The 22291-nt window shown below is 44.2% G+C and carries 13 protein-coding genes; 7 read left to right on the top strand and 6 right to left on the bottom strand.

Annotated features, from left to right (window positions below; genetic code table 11):
- Positions 1 to 38: 38 nt before the first annotated feature.
- From PJIAN_RS01830 to PJIAN_RS01810, 5 genes are all read right to left on the bottom strand, one after another.
- Positions 39 to 515 (bottom strand): alanyl-tRNA editing protein, encoded by a 477-nt coding sequence (locus tag PJIAN_RS01830; protein ID WP_236714358.1) that lies wholly within the window; start codon positions 513 to 515, stop codon positions 39 to 41.
- Positions 515 to 6442 carry an alpha-2-macroglobulin family protein gene (locus PJIAN_RS01825; protein WP_068701459.1) on the bottom strand — a complete coding sequence of 1976 codons (5928 nt, stop codon included), beginning with the start codon at positions 6440 to 6442 and terminating at the stop codon, positions 515 to 517. The genes PJIAN_RS01830 and PJIAN_RS01825 overlap by 1 nt, the downstream gene beginning before the upstream one ends.
- A gap of 166 nt (positions 6443 to 6608) precedes the next feature.
- Positions 6609 to 7970, bottom strand: a complete 1362-nt coding sequence (locus tag PJIAN_RS01820) for a TrpB-like pyridoxal phosphate-dependent enzyme (RefSeq protein WP_068701457.1) — start codon at positions 7968 to 7970, stop codon at positions 6609 to 6611.
- Positions 7971 to 8324: 354 nt separating this feature from the next.
- Complete coding sequence (locus PJIAN_RS01815; RefSeq protein WP_068701455.1) at positions 8325 to 9137, bottom strand: alpha/beta fold hydrolase; 813 nt, start codon at positions 9135 to 9137, stop codon at positions 8325 to 8327.
- Positions 9138 to 9181: 44 nt separating this feature from the next.
- Complete coding sequence (locus PJIAN_RS01810) at positions 9182 to 11368, bottom strand: glutamine synthetase III family protein (protein ID WP_068701453.1); 2187 nt, start codon at positions 11366 to 11368, stop codon at positions 9182 to 9184.
- Between the two features lie 437 nt (positions 11369 to 11805).
- On the opposite strand from PJIAN_RS01810, the gene secDF reads away from it, so the two are divergent.
- Complete coding sequence (gene secDF / locus PJIAN_RS01805) at positions 11806 to 14832, top strand: protein translocase subunit SecDF (RefSeq protein ID WP_068701451.1); 3027 nt, start codon at positions 11806 to 11808, stop codon at positions 14830 to 14832.
- Positions 14833 to 15137: 305 nt separating this feature from the next.
- Positions 15138 to 15686, top strand: a complete 549-nt coding sequence (locus tag PJIAN_RS01795) for a hypothetical protein (protein ID WP_153802447.1) — start codon at positions 15138 to 15140, stop codon at positions 15684 to 15686.
- A 159-nt stretch (positions 15687 to 15845) separates the two neighbouring features.
- Here the strand turns inward: PJIAN_RS01795 and PJIAN_RS01790 are convergent, their stop codons facing one another.
- Positions 15846 to 16787: a malate dehydrogenase gene (locus tag PJIAN_RS01790; protein WP_068701446.1), complete on the bottom strand. Its 942-nt coding sequence runs from the start codon at positions 16785 to 16787 to the stop codon at positions 15846 to 15848.
- Between the two features lie 277 nt (positions 16788 to 17064).
- Here PJIAN_RS01790 and rpmH point away from each other — a divergent pair, with 277 nt between their 5' ends.
- The 5 genes from rpmH (at position 17065) to PJIAN_RS01765 (ending at position 22291) form a co-directional block, all read left to right on the top strand.
- The gene (rpmH, locus tag PJIAN_RS14730; protein WP_084252212.1) at positions 17065 to 17220 is read left to right on the top strand and encodes a 50S ribosomal protein L34; all 156 of its coding nucleotides are present in this window, start codon (positions 17065 to 17067) and stop codon (positions 17218 to 17220) included.
- Between the two features lie 413 nt (positions 17221 to 17633).
- Complete coding sequence (locus tag PJIAN_RS01780; protein WP_068701442.1) at positions 17634 to 18224, top strand: hypothetical protein; 591 nt, start codon at positions 17634 to 17636, stop codon at positions 18222 to 18224.
- Positions 18225 to 18268: 44 nt separating this feature from the next.
- A complete protein-coding gene (locus PJIAN_RS01775) occupies positions 18269 to 19108 on the top strand; it encodes a DUF2764 family protein (protein WP_068701441.1) in 840 nt (279 codons plus the stop codon).
- A 49-nt stretch (positions 19109 to 19157) separates the two neighbouring features.
- Complete coding sequence (locus tag PJIAN_RS01770) at positions 19158 to 20918, top strand: V-type ATP synthase subunit A (protein WP_068701438.1); 1761 nt, start codon at positions 19158 to 19160, stop codon at positions 20916 to 20918.
- Positions 20919 to 20971: 53 nt separating this feature from the next.
- Positions 20972 to 22291 (top strand): V-type ATP synthase subunit B, encoded by a 1320-nt coding sequence (locus PJIAN_RS01765; protein WP_068701436.1) that lies wholly within the window; start codon positions 20972 to 20974, stop codon positions 22289 to 22291.

Genomic DNA, 22291 nt, shown 5'->3' with positions numbered 1-22291 from the left:
TATCTGTCTGAAAATAAAATAGTATGGCTCAAAATAGCTCAATTTTCGAGTTTGAAACGAACCCTCCATCTTCCTTCGCTAAAATCGTGGCTGATGATGACGAATTTCCCGATCTCGGAGGTGTTTTCAACGTGAGTGCCTATACATGCGCATGCATCGTAGTCGCCCACCCGTATCACGCGAATGGTTTCGCTGGCATCGTCGGGTAGTTTTCCCAAATCGAGAAAAGAGGCAGCTTCCTCTTTGTCTACAAAGCTGATCGTAACCGGAAGATTCGATGAAATAACTTCATTGACGGAGTTGGTTATTTGAGCGATTTGTTCTTCAGTCGGCGCTTCCGAAAGCAGGTAGTCGCATTTGCTCTTTTTACGTTCGATGTGGGCGTTGCGGGAGCGCGGACATCCGAACATGCGCACCATGGTTTGATTCAAAATGTGCTCTGTTGTGTGCATGGGAGGGTATTCCTGCTTGTTGTGCGAATTTAATTCCGGTGTTTCCATTTTTTTATCTTGCATTATTTGATTGTTATTGTTTGACTTGCCGAATGTGCCGAAAATTCGGGAGCGTACTGGCACTGGATGGTTGCAATACCGTTGCTGTAGGTTCCGCCCCGTGTTATCCAGGTGGAATATTCGAATACATAGGTGCCTTTCGGCAGGAACGAGAAAAAGAATTGCGTGGAGGCATCTTTGGTGCTTTGGTAGTAGCATACCCGTTCTTTCCATCGGCAACCCGAAAGCTGTTCTGTCGGTTCGAGACAGGCAGCCCGCTGGTCGGTAAGGGCAACGTACTCCATGTCGCGATCGGTAGTGACAACAAGGCGTACCGTCACTTTGTCGCCGACTTTCAGGGCCGAACCATTGGAAACAGGTGTCAGCACCGGGCCGGTTGGCGATACCTGTTCGATGTAGAGCTTCTTGTCCACATTCAATTGAACGCCTTTTTGTGCCGTTACGTTGTTGAGCGAGGTTTCGTATTGCCAGTAGAGAGCGCCCCATGCCGGATGTGTTTCGTTATTTTTTACCGATATTTCGGCCATTGCTGGTTTAATTTCGTTGCCGGTAAAAGTACTTTTGAAGTAACCGGTTCCGGCTTCTTTGGTATTGCTGGTTACAACTTGTTTTCCTAGCTTCACCTGCACATCGTTTTTGCCCGACAACCAGTTCGAACCGTTCATTAGTAGAGCATACACCGCGTCGGCGGTGGCGATGGGCGAGTGCCAGCGTTCGGTTTGCTTTTGCGACAAGAGCCAAAACCTCATGTCGTCGGTTTGCTGCTCGTTGTTGTTGATTTCGGATAAGGCTTCGATGATAGCTGTCTGTGTGGCAATGTCCGATTCGTGCCACCAAAGTCCGCTCCGGTTGTTTTGCCAGAACATTCCTTTTTCGTCCGTTGTGGTGGCATTTTCTTCCAGCGATTTCACAATCTCTGCAGCCAGTTTTTTGTCACCGTATCGTTGTGCGGTGATCGCTATCAATGCCTTGCCGGAAAGAGTGCAGTCAGTCCAGTTGGCGGCCAACAGTTTTTTAAAGAAGTCAACAGCTTCCATGGCTTCTTTGTCGGTAGCAATATCGCGGTAAGAGCTTCGCATGTAGAAATAGTAGATCTGATCGGGCGAAAGCCATTTGCGTTTTTTCCACTCTTTGTTGTATCGCTTCATGTCGTCAAAATCGTGTGCCATGTTTTGATCTGTATAGCGCAACGCTTTTCGGATCATTTCCTGCTCTTTGTTCGAATAGCTTTCGGCACCCATGCGGGTGAGGCGCGCCATTCCTTCGAGAATGTATTGCGTCAGAAAACGGTCTTCGTTCATTCCTTTGAACCATGTGAATGCGCCGTTGCTCAATTGCAGCGCACTTAACTTCTCCATAGCCAGACGACGGTTGTCGGCCTGACGGTTTGTATCGAAAAGCTCCGCGATCCGTTGCTTTTGAGCCGATTCGCTTTTGGCTTCCAATACCCACGGAGTTTCTGTCAATAGAAGGTTTTTCAGCTCCTCGTCTTTTTCAAGATTCGATTGCAGGGCGTTGCCCGATTGTTGCCATTGCCGGAAAGTATCGGCAATTTTTGGGTCGGATTTTACGATCGCGGCAGCTAATGTATTGGCGTAGTAGGTAGAAAACCAGCAAACCGAACAGTCGTTTTCGGGTAGGGTCAGTGCCGGAAGCGCCTGCAGGGCATACCATGTCGGATTGGCCGTCATTTCGAGCGTCAGGCTTTTGCTGTTTACTTTTGCTGATTCCGTTTTCAGGCGTTCAAAAGTAAACTCTTTGGTTTGTTTCGTTCTGACACGGAATGGGAAGGTTTCGGTTACCCGCAATTTGTCGGGCAGAACAGGTAAATAGTGCTCTTCGCCGTCGCTGAATTCGTCGGTAGAAGCCGTCACTTTGCAGATAAGCATTTGTTTGCCAGCAAAACCGGCAATCTTCCAGGCAAGCGTGGTGGTACCATTCTGTTCGGCAACAAAAGTGTGGTTGGCTTCTGCTACCGGAAGCGTCTGGTTGGTCTCGGGGTCGGTAAGTTCTATGCGGGCGTTACCAGCCTGTTTTTTGTCCGAAAGATTCACCAGTTTGGCTGTGATGGTCAGGGTATCGCTTTCGCGGACAAAACGGGGCATATTGGGTTGCACCATAAACTGTTTTTGAGTCACGGCCTGTGCCGACCATTGCCCGAAATAGAGATCTTTGGTGTGCGCCAGTCCCATCACATTCCAGCGTGTGAGCGACTCGGGAACCGTGAAGGAGAACGATACCTCACCGTTCTCATCTGTTCGCAGTTGCGGATAGAAGAAAGCCGTCTCGGCAAAGTTTTTTCGGGGTTGGACAGGTTGTTGCTTGGCTGATTGGTTGGTTTGTTTTGTAGTGGCATAGCCTAAAACAGCTATATTTTTCTGCAAATTTCCGGCTTCAGCCACTGGTTCCATTAAGACGGTTTGCTTGCCAAAATCTTTGGTGACCATCGTCGTGTCGGTGGTTACTTTTGGAGCTACAAAACTTACACGTTCAATAATTCGACCTCTTCTCATGGTTTTGATAGTAGCCGGATATCCATGAAATAAGCTTATCAGAATATTATCAAAATGATCCATCCAGACCCCGGGAGACTCAAGGTCTTTGCCTATGTAATACGAAGTGTTGTTATTGATTAAGTTGCCCATTGTAGAGTTCCAATAGGGCACCTGTCTTAGATAATTTATGTGTGTGGGATTGAAATACCAGTTGTGCGAAGCAAATGCGTCGAGAGAAGCATCGAACATGGTGACCATGCTTTCTGCCTGTTTTTTGTTCTTTTGCAATTCGGGAATGGTAATGCGCCATTCTTCCAGTGAGTTTGGTGTTAATTTGCTGCGAAAGATGGAAAATTTAGGTTTCAACTTTGTGTTGCGTTGCGCTCTGCGTATGGGAATTATTTCGGAGAAATTTTTTTCATCTCTGATCAATGAAATTATCATTGTTATTCCTCCTTCGTATTCTTTTTTGAATGGAATTTGTAAATGCCGCATTTCATTGTCAAATGTCATCCATTTGCTTTCCAGGACTTTGTTTCCATCCATCAATTCGTACAGCACTCTGGCATCGGGAGCCGATGTCCCAAAAAGAATATCGGCAGTTTCGCCGGGGGTACAGCTTGTTTTTAATTCCTGAACCCAGCAGTAGCTTTTTACGGGCGGTTTTTTGTCGTCGGGAGAATAAAGTACAAAGGTTTTTGTGGCTTCAGTCAGACGTCCTTGCTCGTCCTTTGCCGATAGTTTAATAAGATATTTGCCGGATTCCCACTTTTCGGGATGAGCAATGCTGATTTTCTTCTCATTCCCCGTGTCGAGATTGCTGCTTAAGAGTTGCTGTTCAATATTTGTAAGATCCTCGTTGTGCGCTTTTTCTGCATATTCAGTGTCGGGTTTCAGCCGCGACAATGTGTACGAAACTGTTGTTTTGACAGGAGCGTCATTCAGATTAAAAGCCGCTATCCCAATATCAAAAGGTTTGGTTTTGTCGACGATGTCCTTCGTGTCAGCGGTGAGGTACATGGAGATGTCACCTACCGAAAATGACATTTCATTTTTTTGAGTTTCCCCGTTAGTGTCGGTAACGTCTGCGGAGACAAAGTAGGTGTAATATTGTTTGTATCCTGCCGGAGTTTCATCTTGTTTCTGCGGAATAAACGAGATGTCAAATTGGCCTTTGTTGTCACTTTTGAGTTCTCCGTTTAGTATTTCCTGATCCTGCATTCCCTGCCAGCGCATTAACCAGTGAGGGCGGCGAACAACCCGATATTTGATGGTCGCCTTCTCGATCGGGAAATCGGCATAGCTTCTGACATTCCCTCTGATGGTTACTTTGTCTCCAAAAGCCGGTGTTCCTTTGATGGTGTCAAATTTGATTTCGAAAGTAGGACGTTTGTACTCCTCGACGGAAAACGAAATGGAGGCTTTGTTTTCTATGTTAATAGAAAAATTTCCATTCAATCGGCCTTTCGGTAGCGTAAAACTGTCGGCGAAAGAACCGAAATCGTTTGTTTTGACAGCTTGTGTGCTTACTTCCTGCCGGTTGGCATCGCGAAGAGTGATGTTGTAATTTTTATCAGCTATTACCTGCGACGAATCCTGGGTGGCAAGCCAAACTATTCCTTTGAAGTAAACCGTCTGCCCCGGACGGTAAATTGCCCGGTCAGTGAAAAGGGAAATACGTGGTTCTTTGTTCTCTTGCAGGTGCCCGGCATAAAAATAGGATGAGGCGCTGTTAACCGGAAAATATTTGTCGTTAGCATTGACTAATTGGATAAAGGTTCCGTACCGTTCGGGCGAAGGGAATTCACAATGGCCGTTTGAGTCTGATAGAAACGTGCCGGTTTGTGAGAATTGTGTTTTTTCTCCATATCCGTTTTGTGTGAATGTCTTTATAGATACCTCTTTTAGAGGATGTCCCGAAACTCTGTCTACAACATACAGATCGATCTTTCCCTCCTGTTTTGTGCGGGTAAAATATGCCAGATCCGATACCGACAAGTTTCCGCAGACCTGCTTATCCTGATTTGTGGTGCCCGGTTCAGATACACAGTATTCATAGATGCCATAAGGTGGAGTTTTGACGACAATTGTCGTGTCTGTTTCCCGAAAAAAGGGCGATTGTTTGAGGGTTATCTTTTTTGTTTCTGTTAAAACAGCGCCCTTGGAGATTTGATTCCTGTATGCCCGTTGCTGATTCTTGTAATAGTCCACGGCATCGACGTCTATTCTGTACAGACGTATCTCAATTTGTGATACGTTCGCCGAAGAAAGCTTTATTTTCAGGGGACTTTTCGAAGCGATCACTTCCGGATTTTCTGCTTTTATCGTTCGTTCCGTAATTTGCTGTTGAATGGCTTTTAGTAAGTTGATGCGCTTGTACTTCGGGAAGCGTTGTATGCCCTCTGCAGAGATGTCGAAAGCACGTTTTTTGTAGTCCAGAAAACGAGCAGTCTCGTTGACTCTTTCCTTGTCATATTCGTCATGCTGAAGATAATGGTTAGCGATGGCAGCCATTACTTCGACGACGCTTTCTGAGGTGGAATACTCCTGTCGCAATTGTTGTAAGGCATTGAGATATAAGTCGTCTTTTCGGGCTAAAGTTGCATTCCGGTAAATGTAGTTTAGTCGTTCGAGATCCGTGTAAATTAATGCTGCTTTATTGTTGGCCTTTAACCGGAAAGCAAGCCATTGTCGGTAGATGCTGAGTATTTTTCCTTTGTAAGTGCTGCCGGTGTCTGTCTGGAGAATGAATGTTGTTGCCGGTTCAAATAATTTGTGGTCGTTTAATGCTTGGTTATCAATTAAATGGCTGCCTGTAAAAGCGGAAAGTGTCTCGATTGAACGGGCACACAGAAAGTCAAAAAGCGTGGGCTGTAACGTGCGGCTGTCTGCTCCTGTTTCCATTATGGCTTCGTAGCGGAGAGCGTTTGTGGATTGTAAAAGAGTTGCATTTGCCAGTGATGCTTTTACATGATAAACGATGGTGTCGGCAAAGATGTTAGCGCTCCATTCTTTGATATTGGTCGGGATTTCTGCTGTTAGTTTCGTTCTCTGGTTGATGGTATATCTGTGTTGCTGGTAATATTGTTCGTAGAGTTTTGCCAACAGACTGTGAAGTACTGCCTTTTCGACGGGATTCTTGTCGGTTGCGGTGTATTTTTCCATGGCACCAATTTCAGAAATAAAGCTGTCGCGATCCTTTTCTATCAGGAAACGGAACCGATAAAGCCAGCCTTTGAGAAATTGCGGACTGTTTTTCTCGGTTTTGGCAGCATTCATCAACGAATCGACAGCTTGCAATGCCGATTGCGGGCGGCTTTTAGACTCAAATGCGGCTATTCTTTCCCATTGTTTGGTGTAGTTGAACGCATTTGCCGTGGCAGACAAAAAGGCGAAACATCCGATCAGGATGAAGGAAAAACGAAGGTGTTTCATAATGGCCTGATTATTTATGTTGAACAAAGGTAATTATTTTATTAAAATTACCGATGTGGTAGTCTGTATAACCAGTGTTTGGCTATCACGCAGGAACAAAGCAAAACAGGTAGCCCACCGTTCGGCAGACTACCTGTTTTTAGTAAGCTTTTTCGCGCCTTATTTGTCAGGCCAGTTTTTCAAGTTTGGCAATGTTGTCCTCAATGCTTGCATCGGGAACTTCAAAGTTGGTGAGCTTTCCTGCAAAGTAATTGTCGTATGCAGCCATGTCTATCAATCCGTGGCCTGAAAGGTTGAAAAGAATTGTTTTTTCTTTGCCTTCTTCCTTTGCCTTCAACGCTTCGCGAATAGCTACCGCAATGGCGTGAGTCGATTCCGGTGCCGGAATAATACCTTCCGAACGGGCAAACAGAACTCCTGCATCAAAGGTGTCGAGTTGTTTGACAGCCTGAGCTTCGATTAAGCCGTCTTTAAGTAATTGACTTACAATAGAACCTGCGCCGTGGTAGCGTAATCCTCCGGCATGAATAGCCGCCGGCTCGAAATCATGACCGAGGGTAAACATTGGGATCAGCGGTGTCATTCCGATTGTGTCGCCAAAATCGTATTCGAATTTACCGCGTGTCAGTTTCGGGCACGAAGCCGGTTCTGCTGCGATAAAACGGGTTGTTTTTCCATCAACAAGATTGTGGCGGAGGAACGGGAAGGTAATTCCGGAAAAGTTGGAACCCCCACCGAAGCATCCGATTACTACATCGGGATAATCGCCTGCCATTTCCATCTGTTTTTCGGCTTCAAGTCCGATGATGGTCTGGTGAAGAATGACGTGATTCAATACACTACCCAATGTGTAACGTGTGTCGGGGTGAGTAACGGCAGCTTCTACGGCTTCCGAAATAGCAACACCAAGGCTGCCCGGGCTGTTAGGATGTTTTTCCAGATAAGAGCGGCCGGCAGCTGTGCGTGTACTTGGTGATGGAATTACTTCGGCACCATATGTCTGCATCACAAATTTACGGTAAGGTTTTTGGTCATAGCTGACTTTTACCATGTAAACCTGAAGATCGAGTCCGAAATGCTTACAGGCGATACTCATAGCGCTTCCCCATTGACCAGCACCTGTTTCGGTAGTGATGTGCTTGATTCCCTGTATTTTGTTGTAATATGCCTGTGGAATGGCAGAATTTAGTTTGTGAGAGCCAACCGGACTTACACTTTCATTCTTGAAATAGATTTTTGCCGGAGTGTCCAATGCTTTTTCGAGTCCTGAAGCACGAACTAATGGTGAAGGGCGGTAGATTTTGTAAAGTTGCCATACTTCATCCGGAATTTCGATGTAGCGTTCTTTCGAGAATTCCTGTTCAACCAGTCCTTTGGCAAAAAGACCTTCCATTTCTTCCGGTTTAAGAGGTTGTTTCGTGCCCGGATTTAACATCGGAAGCGGTTGGTTTTTCATGTCGGCGATGATGTTATACCAAGCCTTCGGCATTTCGCTTTCCGGTAATTGAATTTTTTTTGTCGTTTTCATACTATAATGATTTTTATTGTTTTAAGGCTGAATGAAACTGTGTGTTGCAGAAATTATTTTCCGATAGCTATCGGGAGTTCTTGAGCATTGTAAAGCAACACGTTCGGTTCATCTGTATATAATTTGTTTTTTAATAATCGTCTATAATCTCATGATATGGCAAAAAAAAACCGCAGGTATGGGTTCCTGCGGTTGTGTGTTGCAAACGGTGAGTCGCATTTCCCATTGTTGAATCAGAAACGGAAGCGCCACCAGCTATTTTTTGTTGTGAAATTCATTCTCTTTTATTTTGATACAAAGGAACAATAAAAAATGATAACCGACAACTTTTTTGGCGAAAATCTGGTCTGTTTGTCATTTGCCGTGTATCTGCCTGTTGAAAAAAGCATTGACCACTTCGTTAAATTGCTTTTTGTGTTGAATAAGCGTAGCATGACCGCTATCTGGAATAATCCAGCAGAAAGCCCCGGGAATGGCATTCGCTATCTCCAGAGTGTGTGATGGTACAATAAGGTCGTGATCTCCTCCGATAATTAGTGATGGACATTTAATGGTTTGCAATTGTGCCGTTGTAATATGCGGTTGGAAGAGGTCGAGCGCCATCAGCTTGCGTTGATTCTTCAGTTTGGGAGTTTGGGTTTCTTTGCCTGAACGCAAATAATCATTCATCCATTCCCGATAGGCATGAGGGACAAAAACGGTAGAGTCCGGAATCAGGTTGGCGCCGGTCGAAGCTAACATTTTTACTTTTTGGGGATGCCGGATTGCCATTAAAAGAGCATTAATGCCTCCGTCGCTCCAGCCCAACACACGGCAGGACGAAATATGCATGGAGTCGAGTAGGGCATTGAAATCATCGGCCATCATCTCAAAACTGAGAGAATCGCATGCGTCTGCAGATTTTCCCTGTGCACGGCTATCAACTGCAATCACCTTGTACTTTTGGGCGAAAAATGGAATCTGATTTGAAAAGCCGGAAATAGATCCTCCGTTGCCGTGAATCATCAGGAGAGGTTCGCCTCTGCCATAGGTCTCGTAATAGAGTTTGATGCCTCTCGTGGTTAGGTATTTGCCTGCGGCTGGATTATTGCCGTAATTGATTTGTGCCGAGATAGATGGCGTTAGTACGCACAAAAAGACGATGAGGCAAAATGAAAATGGTTTCATAAAGTAAAAAAAATGCCCCGGAATACCCGGGGCAACTGTTGTGTTTATTTTGCAAAAAGAAGTTCCCGGTATTTGGGCAGAGTCCATATTTCATCGTCCACCACCTCTTCCAGTTTGTCGATGTGGTAGCGGATCTGATCGAGATACGGGCGCACCTTGGTGCTGTATTCATACGTTTTGGTATGCATGTCTTCAATGTTGTTTGCTACTTTGCGGGCTTCAATCATTTCGTGCACCATTGTTTTAATAGCAACAACACGTTCTCCGATTTCGCGAACGAGGCTTTTGTTGTCTGCGGCAAGCGCTTCAAATTCGTCTTTGTCGAATACTTCTTTCAATCCCCGGATGTTTTCAATCAATCGGTTTTGGTAGGCAATGGCAGTCGGCACAATGTGGTTGATAGCCAAATCTCCCAGAACGCGGGCTTCGATCTGAATCTTCTTGGTGAACTTTTCAAATTCTACCTCTACGCGGCTGTGTATCTCGGTTTCCGACAAGATGCCTTGTTTGGTGAAAAGCTCCACGGCCTTTTTGTCAAGGTATTTCTCTATCGCGTCAGGAGCCGATGTGATGTTGGTCAGGCCACGTTTGGCAGCTTCTTCTACCCATTCCGGAGAATAACCGTCGCCTTCAAAACGTATCGGGCGGGTTTCGATGATCATTCGTTTCAAAATCTGGAAGATAACCTCGTCCTTGTTTTTTCCCTTTGCAATCTGAACGTCAACTTCATCCGCAAAGCGATTGAGTTGATCGGCAACTACTGCATTCAGTACCGTCATTGCTGCACCACAGTTGGCAGAAGAACCAACGGCTCTGAACTCGAAACGGTTGCCGGTAAAGGCAAACGGAGATGTACGGTTGCGGTCGGTACTGTCCAGAACAATGTCGGGGATGCGCGCGATACCAAGCTTCAGCGCCGTTTTTTCTTCGGGCGACATGCGGGAATCCGATACCTTTTCGGCCAGATTGTCCAGCATATTGGTGAGATAGCTCCCTAAAAAGACAGAGACAATAGCCGGTGGTGCTTCGTTGGCGCCCAGGCGGTGTGAATTTTCGGCGCTCATGATCGAAGCGCGAAGCAAGTCCTGGTGGTTTTGCACTGCCATCAACGTATTGACGATATAAGTAAGGAAGAGCATGTTTCCTTTGGGATTCTTTGCAGGACTAAAAAGATTGACCCCGGTGTCGGTGCAGAGTGACCAGTTGTTGTGTTTTCCTGAACCATTGACGCCGGCAAACGGTTTCTCGTGCAGCAATACGGCAAAATTATGTTTGCGGGCAATGTGTTTCATCAGATCCATTACCAGCTGATTGTGGTCGTTGGCAAGGTTGGCTTCCTCAAAAATTGGTGCGCATTCGAATTGGTTGGGAGCCACTTCGTTGTGGCGGGTTTTTACCGGAATGCCCAGTTTGTGACACTCCAGTTCCAGTTCGCTCATGAACGCCATTACGCGGGGAGGAATGGCTGCAAAATAGTGATCTTCCAGCTGTTGATCTTTGGCAGAAGCATGCCCCATCAACGTTCGCCCTGTGAGGCAAAGGTCGGGGCGGGCATCGAACAGCGCTTTGTCTATCAGAAAATATTCCTGTTCCCAGCCTAAATTGGCAGTTACCTTTGTTACCTCCTTGTCGAAATACTGACAAACGCGGACTGCTGCTTTGTCTACGGAACTCAAAGCACGCAATAATGGTGTTTTGTAATCGAGCGCTTCGCCGGTGTATGCTATGAAAATGGTAGGAATGCAAAGTGTTTCGTCAACTATAAATGCGGGGGAAGAAACGTCCCAGGCTGTATATCCGCGGGCCTCGAAAGTATTGCGAATACCTCCGCTGGGAAATGAGGAGGCATCGGGCTCTTGTTGAATGAGTAGTTTGCCGGAAAAGCGTTCCAGCACTTCACCGTTTTCTCCAAAATCAAACAAACGTTCGTGTTTTTCGGCGGTAGCATCGTTAAGAGGCTGAAACCAGTGGGTATAGTGAGTGGCTCCCCGTTCTTTTGCCCAGCGGCACATGCCGTTTGCAATCTGGTCGGCTACTTTTCGGTTTATCTGGGTGCCGTCTTCAACTGCTTCACGAACAGCTTTGTATGCTTCTTCAGGCAAATAAGCCTGCATTTTCTTTCGGTCAAAAACATTAATTCCATAATATTCGGAAAGTTTGGACGGAATGTCCACATGCAGAGGAGTACGGGCAGCAAATTCCTGCAACGCCGCAAAACGTAATTTAGACATAAGTGTATATAATAAGGTTAAGTTGACAAAAACAGTTAGACAAATGTAACGATAAAAGCGGATAAAAACCACGGTTAATTACAGTTTTTGAAATACTGTGGTTTATTTTTTCACGCAAAGTCGCAGAGGCGAAATGTACTCATAAATGATTGAATTACATATATTATGACTTAAAACACTATAAAGGAAAGCTGAAGGCTTTTCTTTTCGGCTCCCGCATTGTGGGACAAGTTTTGCGCGAGAAATATATTTTAGAACCAAACATTGTACTCTAGCGCACAAAAAAGTTCTTACTTCTCGTCAAAAAGGGTAACTTAGTGGGCGCTAAAAATTCTTTTTTAACTCATTTTGGGCTTATTAAAAAATCGCTATATTTGCAGGCTCAAAATAATTTGGAAATTCTATCAATTAGTTATATGTATTTAAAATAGTTAAACATGCAAAACAAAGGATTTGTTCAGGTTCTAGCCGTGTTGCTTTTGCTTGTCTGTTTCTTCTATTTGTCATTCAGCTTTGTGACAAATCATTACAATAAAGCTGCTTTGGCATTTGCGACGAAACCGGGGACAAACGAAGTCGATAGCGCGCTTTACAAAAGGTATCTCGATTCTATCGCACCCACCAAGGTGTGGTTTGGGTATACCTACAAAGAGTGTATGGACAAGGAAATTAACCTTGGTCTTGACTTGAAAGGTGGTATGAACGTAGTATTGGAAGTATCGCAGGCCGATATTCTCCGCTCTCTTACAGTTCCTAATCCTCCGCAAAATTTCAACAAAGCCATCGATATGGCAATTCAACGTCAGGCTACCAGCCAGACAGACTTTTTGACGTTGTTCAAAAACGCATACCTCGAACTTGATCCTAATGCTAAGCTGTCTACTATATTCAGCACATACGATAAGAAAGATCAAATTCCTTTGAGTGCAACCAACGATCAGGTTATGGCTGTGTTGAGAAAAGATGTTGAAAGTGCAATCAACAACTCATTCAACGTGCTCCGTACGCGTATCGACCGTTTTGGTGTGGTTCAACCGAACATTCAGAAACTGGAAAAATCAGGTCGTATCCTTGTTGAACTTCCTGGTGTAAAAGATCCGGAACGTGTTCGCAAACTTCTTCAGGGAACAGCAAACCTCGAATTCTGGGAAACTTATAATGTGGCTGAAATCTACAGCGCATTGGAAGATGCAAACAGTTCGTTGCCTGCAATCCTTGCAAACGGAGGTAAAGCTAAAACCGACACAGTTCCTGCTGTAGGCGCTCCTGCTAAGGCAACAGCCGAAGCTAAAGCTCAGAAACCTGCCGGTACTTCAAAAGAAGATTCGCTTGCTGCTTTGATCAAGAAAAAAGAAAAACCGACAGCTGATAAAGGTAATCAACAAAATATTGCCGAATTCAAAAAGAAAAATCCGTTGTTCGGTCTTTTGCAGGGTATCGATCCTCAGGGAGCTTCTCCCCGTGTAGGTGTAGCTCTTGCTGCAGATACTTCAACTATCGGATCATACTTGCGCAATCCTCAGATTCGTGGCAAATTCCCTTCGGATCTAGCTTTGAAATGGGGTGTTAAGGCAATTGACAAACAAGGTCAGTATTTTGAGCTGTATGCTTTGAAGAGCACCACCAAACAAGGTCCTGCACTTCAGGGTGACGTTGTAACCGACGCAAAAGATGACTACGGTCAATACGGTTCAAACGCTATCGTGGACATGACCATGAACTCCAAAGGAGCAAACACATGGGCAATCCTTACAAAACAAAACGTTGGCAAATGCGTAGCTATCGTACTTGATAACTATGTTTATTCAGCTCCGGTTGTTAACCAGGAAATCACCGGCGGTCGTAGCCAGATTTCAGGTCACTTCACAGTTGAAGAAGCCAAGGACTTGGCAAACGTGTTGAAGTCAGGTCGTATGCCTGCTCCGGCACACATCGTACAAGCCGACAACGTTGGTCCGTCATTGGGTCAAAAATCAATCAACGCGGGTCTTATCTCGTTTGTGATTGCGTTTGTCCTGATCCTGATCTTTATGATCTTCTATTACGGATGGATACCTGGCTTAGTTGCCAATGGAGCTCTGATTCTAAACGTGCTCTTCATCATGGGTATTCTTGCTTCCTTCAAAGCAGTATTGACTATGCCGGGTATTGCCGGTATCGTGCTGACGCTTGGGTTTGCGGTCGATGCCAACGTGTTGATCAACGAACGTATTCGTGAAGAAAAAGAAGCTGGCAAAAATCTGCGTAAAGCGGTTGCCGATGGTTACAAACATGCTTTGTCTGCAATTGTCGACTCAAATGCTACTCACTTACTGGTTGGTATTATCCTCTTCGCATTTGGATCAGGACCGATCAAAGGTTTTGCCACTACGTTGATTATTGGTATCATTACCTCTTTCTTCTGTATGGTGTTCCTTACACATATCTTTTTTGAACTATTCCTGGAAAAAGAAGGAAGAGAAGATATCTCGTTTACTACCCGTTTGACCAAACACTGGTTATTGCACCCGAATATCGACTTTATCGGAATGCGTAAAACATGGTATGTTGTTTCTGGTATTGTTCTTTTGGTCTGTGTTGGTTCACTGGCTACCCGAGGTTTGAGTCAGGGTATTGACTTTAGTGGTGGACGTAACTATCAGGTTGCATTCGACCAACCGGTTGATGCCGAAAATCTTCGTACGATACTGAAAGGTGCATTTGGCGGTAATGTAAATGTAATTGCAATTGGAACCAGCGGAAAAGAAGTCCGTGTTTCTACAAACTATGAAATTACCAATCGGTCGGCTTCGGTGGATGATGAAATCGAAACAAAACTATACACCAGCTTGAAACCTATGTTGGGAGGTAATATTACAAGAGATCAGTTTGTGAAAAAACATATCGTAAGTTCTCAGAAGGTTGGACCTGCTGTGGCTGAAGATATTAAAGTAGCTGCTATCTGGGCGATCGTTCTCGCTGTATTTGGTATTGCTCTTTACATTTTCCTTCGTTTCCCAAGCTACACGTTCTCTATCGGAGCTTTGGTTTCGTTGATTCACGACGTGGTGGTGGTACTGGGGCTCTATTCGTTGCTCTACAGTATTATGCCATTCTCGCTCGAAATCGACCAGGCATTTATTGCCGCGATCCTGACGGTTATCGGGTTCTCCATCAATGATACGGTGGTAATCTTCGACCGTATTCGTGAATTTATCAAGCTGTACCCGAAACGTGAGATCAGCTCGTTGATGGATGATGCTATGAACCACACCCTGCGCCGTACTATCAATACCACGGTGAGTGTGATCCTGGTATTGCTGGCGATCTTCATCTTCGGTGGTGATGTGATCCGGGGCTTTGTATTCGCGTTGCTGATCGGTGTTGTAACCGGTACTTATTCATCTATTCTGGTGGCTTCTACCATCGCTTACGATGTACAGGTTTGGCACGCTAAAAGACAACAAAAAAAGAAACTGGCATAAGCCTGTTCTATAAATGACAAAAAGCCGCTCTCGTAATTCGAGAGCGGCTTTTTTGTTTTGGTGGGTGAGCAATGGTATTGGTTCTCTCGTGGCGTGTAAGTTGGATTTGGGTTCGAGGTATGGCTTGGCTTGCGTCGGGGGTAAAAGTGGGCTTACAGCTTTGCAAAAGCACAAAATTGCGATAGTAATCAGCTGCCTCTTTTTATGTTTGGAAGAAATATTGCTACATTTGAAGAAATTTGGAAAGCAGGAGCTTCCTTTTTTAGCAACGACTTTGGTAAGAGGCTACCAAATGATAATTAATTATGAAACTATTCCATTATATCATCTTCATTGTCACGATGATTAGTGTTTTTTCTTGTAAGCAACAAGAAAAACGTTTTATTAATCAAGGGTTCATTGAAAAATTGGCCAGTGACAAAGCTCCCTTTAGATATGATTTTTTCTTTCTTTTCGTAAAAGGCGATAGCAATAATTTGATTGTTACTTGTTTGGCTGATTTGCATAACTGTTATCAAGGAAAGTGCGAATATAAGGGAATGTCCTTTAAGGATTTCCTTGCAGAAGCATTAAATCAGAATCTCGTTTTTCAAAGCAATCAATTGACAAATTATAGAAAAGTATTTATTCTGAATGATTCTATTCGCAAAATGTATCAAGAAAAAGGTTTTGATTCGATAAAGGCCAAATACTATAATGAAAAGAAACAGTGGATGGTTTCTGGGTTAAGTGAGAGCTTTAAATATTCTATCATGTATTATTTCTTCCTTAATAACTACGTCGTTGGAATTGACGATGTATCGGGTTCCTGTGTAATGATCCCACAAAAAGATATACCATCCCTGCAAATGTGATTTTCTCTGATGATATTAGTTGCCATAGCACGAGTTGCCACGATGCTCAATATCACGCAAATTTAGAAGAAGAGATAGGATCAAAGGAGAACTTCGGCCACAAAAAAAGAGGCAATCCGAATGGAATGCCTCTCGTTTTTTGAAGATCTAAACCGGAGATTAAACCAGTTTCATTTCTTTCAATACGTCGTTCATTACCTGAACAGCAGCAGCGCTCTTGTCGAACAATTCTTGTTCTTCTGCATTCAGTTTAACGTCGAGGATAGCTTCAACGCCGTTTTTACCGATTACGGTAGGAACGCCGATGCAGATATCGTTGTGTTTGTATTCGCCTTCGAGGTAAACGCAGCAAGGAAGTACGCGTTTTTCGTCGTTAAGGATAGATTTAACGAGGAATGCAGCAGAAGCACCCGGAGCCATCCAAGCAGAAGTGCCCAGTAATTTTGTCAGGGTAGCACCACCAACCATTGTGTCGGCAACTACTTTGTCCAAAACTTCAGCAGAAAGAATGTCGCTTACAGCAACACCTTTGCAGTTAGCAAGACGTTTCAAAGGAATCATTGTTGTGTCGCCGTGACCACCGATAACCATAGCTTCGATGTTGTTGCCGTTAGTGTTAAGAGCCTGGCTCAGGTAGTAAGTGAAACGAGAGCTGTCCAATGCACCACCCATACCGATTACGCGGTTTTTAGGAAGACCAGCTGTTTTGAATGTCAGGTAGGTCATTGTATCCATAGGGTTACTTACGATAACGAGTATAGCGTTGGGAGATTCTTTGATGATGCTTGCAACTACCGAGTTAACGATACCTGCGTTAACACCGATCAGTTCTTCGCGTGTCATACCCGGTTTGCGGGGAAGACCTGAAGTGATAACAACAACGTCAGAATTAGCTGTTTTGCTGTAATCGCTGGTTACACCGATAACTTTGGTGGCAAAACCCAGAGTAGGCTGAGTTTGCATGATGTCCATTGCTTTACCTTCAGCAACACCTTCTTTAATATCGAGCAATACCACTTCGCTCGCAACTTGGTTTACCGTCAGAACGTTAGCACAGGTAGCACCTACGTTACCGGCTCCGACTACTGTTACTTTAGACATAACTGTTTAGTTTATAGATTAATAAATTGTTAGAATAACCTCTGTTTTAGGACAACAAAGGTAGCTGATTATCCTTGTATTAAGGAAAAAATTCTGTAATTCTTTTCTATAAAAAAACTAAAGACTTAATCTCTTTCGAAAGAAAATTAATGATGTAAATTAACCTGAAATACATTTGATGATAAAAATCAGAAGAATAGTTTGTTTATAGAAAAAAATCCGTATCTTTGTCGCCCCGAAAACAGGAATAAAAAACAACATATAAAACATTACGGCAATGAAAAGAACATTCCAACCATCGAACACAAAACGGAGAAACAAACACGGTTTCCGCGAACGTATGGCTACTGCCAATGGCCGTCGCGTATTGGCAGCTCGTCGTGCAAAAGGAAGAAAAGTGTTGACAGTTTCATCTGAATTTAATAAGAAATAAGACTTTTTCTTTTTAAGAAGAAAGCGCGACCTTCTCATAATCTGAGATGGTCGCGCTTTCTTGTTTATGGGTATTGTGTAAAAAAAATAAACTTGAATTTATTTCATTTGTCAAAACTTCCGGGGTTTACTGTATGAAGTACTAATCGTGAATTCCGTTCTCTTCTCGTCTCTTGCCATCCGTTTATATTGATCTGATAGATAATCTGCTGCTTTTATTTGATTTTTGTTTTTTATTGAATTATTTCGTTCTCTTTTTATTGTAAATTTCGGAGAAATTGCTATTCCGTTTCTGTTGTTTATAGCAATTAAAAATAACGTTAAATTGGAATTCCAATTTAAATCGAACGGCACACCCTATTGATAATTCCATTACATTTGCAGTCTAAGTAAAAAAATAATTAAATCAGCAATATGAACTCAACACTGCAAGAACTTACCGACAAAATCTATTTGGAAGGCGTTGAAAAAGGAAAAAGTGAAGCCGCCACAATTGTATCTAAAGCTCAGGATGAGGCAGCTGCAATTCTGCAAAAAGCAGAGGCTGACGCTGCTGCCGTAGTAGCACAAGCTAAAAAACAGGCAGAAGAACTCGATAAAAATACGCGTTCGGAACTTAAATTGTTTGCGCAACAATCCGTAGAAGCTCTGAAGACAGAGGTGGTGAATCTGATCAACGGTAAGATTACCGATGACTCAGTGAAGGCTGCAGTGGTTGATAAAGCCTTTATGCAAAAGGTAATTCTTTCTTTTACTCAGGAATGGGCAAAGAAAGAACAAATTGTGATTGAAGCCAAAGATGCAGAGGCTTTGACTGCTTATTTTGCTTCAAATGCCAAAGAACTGCTCAATAATGGTGTTACTATAAAAGAGGTGAACGGTGCAAAAACCGACTTCGCTGTTCAGCCTGCATCGGGCGGGTATAAAATCACTTTCGGTGAGGCCGAATTTGTAGAATACTTCAAAGAATTTTTACGCCCGAAACTGGTAGAATTGTTGTTTTAAGTTGCTATTCTCAATCTGCAACCAAAACTATAATTTGTAACATAATGAGCAAATATTACTACCTGATAGCCGGATTACCCGAAATCCAGCCGGACGATACCAAACTTTCCCTTAAATTGCAGGAGTTGCAACAAACGTTGCAGGAAACTCTCACAAAAAAAGACCGCGAGATTGCCGATCTGATTTTTCAGCAATATGAAGCGAAAAACTGGTTTGCATTCCTCAAAGACAGGGATGTGGCATTGCATCCGCTCGGAATTTCTTCGTCAGAGGATTTTGAAGAAGTGGTGACGCAACTGAAAGAAACGGAGAATCCTAAAATATCGACAGTTCCTTCCTATTTTCCGATGTTTGCCTATGCATACTGGGAGGATAAGCCTTTGTTCGATAATCTTTCGTGGGATGACCAACTTATGGTCTTGTTTTATAAGTCGGCGCTGAAGTGCAGTAACGGTTTTGTGAGCCGATGGTTCGAATTTTGTCTCAATATCAATAATCTGCTCACAGCTCACACCTGTCGCAAGCATGGTTTCGACGTTCATTCTTCTATTGTAGGCGACAATAACGTTGCACGCATCCTGAAAGCCAGTCATTCGCGCGATTTTGGCGTAAGCGACTTTTTCCCTCAGGCCGAATCGGTATTACGTATTGCTGAAGAGACCGATTTGCTGGAGCGCGAGCGTAAGATCGACCTGTTGAAGTGGGCGTGGATTGATGAAAATACGGTTTTCGAATATTTCACGATTGAGGCTGTCGCTGCTTATCTGATGAAGCTCGAAATTATTGAACGCTGGTTGCCTCTTAACAAGGAAGCCGGTTCTGCAATTTTCCGTGAGCTTATCCGCAACCTGAAAAGTGGTGTGAAATTTCCCGGCGAAAAGTGAGCTGCCCGGGAAACCCCTATTAACGATAAAATAATAACTATAGCATAATATGTCAACAAAAGGAAAAGTTAAAGGCATTATTTCCAACCTTGTAATAGTGACGGTTGACGGGCCTGTGGCTCAAAACGAAATTTGTTACATCGAAACAGGAAATACTAAACTGATGGCAGAGGTCATCAAAATTATCGGCGATAATGCTTATGTGCAGGTGTTTGAGAGTACTCGCGGCCTGCAGGTGGGGGCTGAAGCTGAATTCATGGGACACATGCTGGAAGTGACTCTTGGTCCGGGCTTGCTGTCGCGTAACTACGACGGTCTGCAAAATGACCTCGATAAGATGTTGGGCGTGTTCCTGAAACGCGGTGAATATACGTTCCCCCTTGATGAGGAAAAACTGTGGGATTTCAAACCCCTGGCGAAAGCCGGCGATGTGGTTGAAGCCGGTAGCTGGCTGGGTGAAGTGGACGAAAATTTCCAGCCTCACAAAATCATGGTTCCCTTCACTTTTCAGGGACAATTTACTGTTAAGTCGATTGTGACGGAAGGTCAATACCGCATTTTCGATAAAATTGCAGTCGTTACCAATAGCGAAGGCAAAGAAATCGAACTCAACATGACTCAAAAATGGCCGGTAAAGAAAGCCTTGACCTGTTATAATGAAAAACCGCGTCCTTTCCGCTTACTGGAAACCGGCGTAAGAACCATCGATACTGCCAATCCTATTGTTGAAGGAGGTACCGGCTTTATTCCTGGTCCGTTCGGAACCGGTAAAACCGTGCTTCAGCATGCAATCTCAAAACAGGCCGATGCCGATATCGTTATTATGGCTGCCTGTGGTGAACGTGCAAACGAAGTTGTGGAAATTTTCGTTGAATTCCCTGAATTGGAAGACCCGCATACCGGTCGCAAGTTGATGGAGCGTACCATCATTATTGCGAATACATCCAACATGCCGGTGGCTGCCCGTGAAGCTTCCGTTTACACCGCAATGACCATTGCCGAATATTACCGTTCGATGGGACTGAAAGTGTTGTTGATGGCCGACTCTACTTCGCGTTGGGCACAGGCTTTGCGTGAAATGTCAAACCGTTTGGAAGAGCTTCCGGGTCAGGATGCATTCCCGATGGACTTGCCTGCTATCATCGCCAACTTCTATGGGCGTGCAGGATATGTTCACCTCAAAAACGGCGCAACAGGTTCAATTACATTTATCGGAACTGTATCGCCTGCCGGTGGTAACCTGAAAGAACCGGTAACTGAATCGACCAAAAAGGCTGCCCGTTGCTTCTTTGCTCTCGAGCAGGCACGTGCCGACCGTAAACGTTACCCGGCTGTGAATCCGATTGATAGTTACTCAAAATATATTGAATATCCCGAATTTGAAGAGTATATTGCAAAACGTATTTCGCCCGACTGGACAAAGAATGTCAATGAAATGAAGACGTTGCTCCAGCGTGGTAAAGAGGTTCAGGAACAGATCAATATTTTGGGTGATGACGGAGTGCCTGTAGATTACCACGTTACCTTCTGGAAATCGGAAGTGATTGACTTTGTAATCCTTCAGCAGGATGCTTTTGATAAAATCGACTCAGTTTGTCCGATCGATCGTCAGCAGTTTATGCTGAATCTGGTGATGGATATTTGCCGTACCAAATTTGATTTTAGCAACTTTACAGATGTAATGGACTACTTCAAACGATTGATCAATATCTGCAAACAGATGAATTATTCAGAGTATCAATCGGAAGCCTTTAACGGATATCTGAAAGAACTGAATGAGATGCTGACACTGGAGACAGCTCAGAAATGATGGTTCCGGAGAAATCATAAATTGTAAATAGCAAAATTGTAATTTTAGATATCATGGCTACAAAAGCATTTCAAAAAATATACACAAAAATCACTCAGATAACCAAGGCTACCTGTTCGCTGAAAGCTACCGGGGTAGGGTATGATGAGCTGGCTACCGTGAATGGAAAACTGGCTCAGGTGGTAAAAATTATGGGTGAAGATGTTACTTTGCAGGTATTTGAAGGAACCGAAGGGATTCCGACGAATGCTGAGGTAATATTTCTGGGTAAAGCTCCTACTCTGAAAGTGAGCAATCAACTTGCAGGTCGTTTCTTCAACGCCTTCGGTGATCCTATCGACGGTGGTCCCGAAATTGAAGGAGAAGAACGTGAAATTGGTGGTCCGTCGGTGAATCCGGTTCGTCGTCGCCAGCCTTCCGAACTTATTGCTACCGGTATTGCCGGTATCGACCTGAATAACTCATTGGTATCCGGACAGAAGATCCCTTTCTTTGCCGACCCGGATCAGCCGTTCAACCAGGTAATGGCGAGCGTGGCTTTGCGTGCAAAAGCCGACAAAATCATTCTTGGCGGTATGGGTCTGACCAATGACGACTACCTTTACTTTAAGAACGTGTTCAATAATGCAGGTGTGCTCGACCGTATTGTGAGTTTCGTGAATACCACCGAAAATCCTCCGGTAGAACGACTTCTTATTCCTGATCAGGCATTGACCGCTGCAGAATACTTTGCCGTCGACCACAATGAAAAAGTGCTGGTACTGTTGACCGATATGACGCTTTATGCCGATGCCCTGTCAATTGTATCGAACCGTATGGATCAGATTCCTTCGAAGGACTCTATGCCGGGTTCGCTTTACTCTGACCTGGCAAAAATCTACGAAAAAGCAGTGCAATTCCCGGCCGGTGGTTCTATTACGATTATTGCCGTGACAACGCTTTCGGGTGGCGATATTACACACGCTATTCCTGATAATACGGGTTACATCACAGAAGGTCAGTTGTTCCTTCGTCGTGACTCGGATGTTGGTAAGGTTATTGTGGATCCGTTCCGCTCGCTGTCTCGTCTGAAACAGCTGGTAATCGGAAAGAAGACCCGCGAAGACCATCCGCAGGTGATGAATGCCGCCGTACGTCTTTATGCCGATGCTGCCAATGCAAAAACAAAACTCGAAAACGGTTTCGACCTGACGAATTACGACGAACGTACCCTTTCGTTTGCTAAAGACTATTCAGAAAAAATTCTGGCGATCGACGTCAATATTGGCACTGAAGAGATGCTAAACGTAACCTGGGGCTTGTTCTCCAGTTACTTCAAACCGGAAGAGGTGAATATCAAACAGGAGCTGGTTGATAGATATTGGGCAAAATAA

Source organism: Paludibacter jiangxiensis (assembly GCF_001618385.1).
GTDB lineage: Bacteria > Bacteroidota > Bacteroidia > Bacteroidales > Paludibacteraceae > Microbacter > Microbacter jiangxiensis.
The sequence above is the reverse complement of the archived record's forward strand: the minus strand, read 5'-3'. Positions and strand labels throughout refer to the sequence as shown.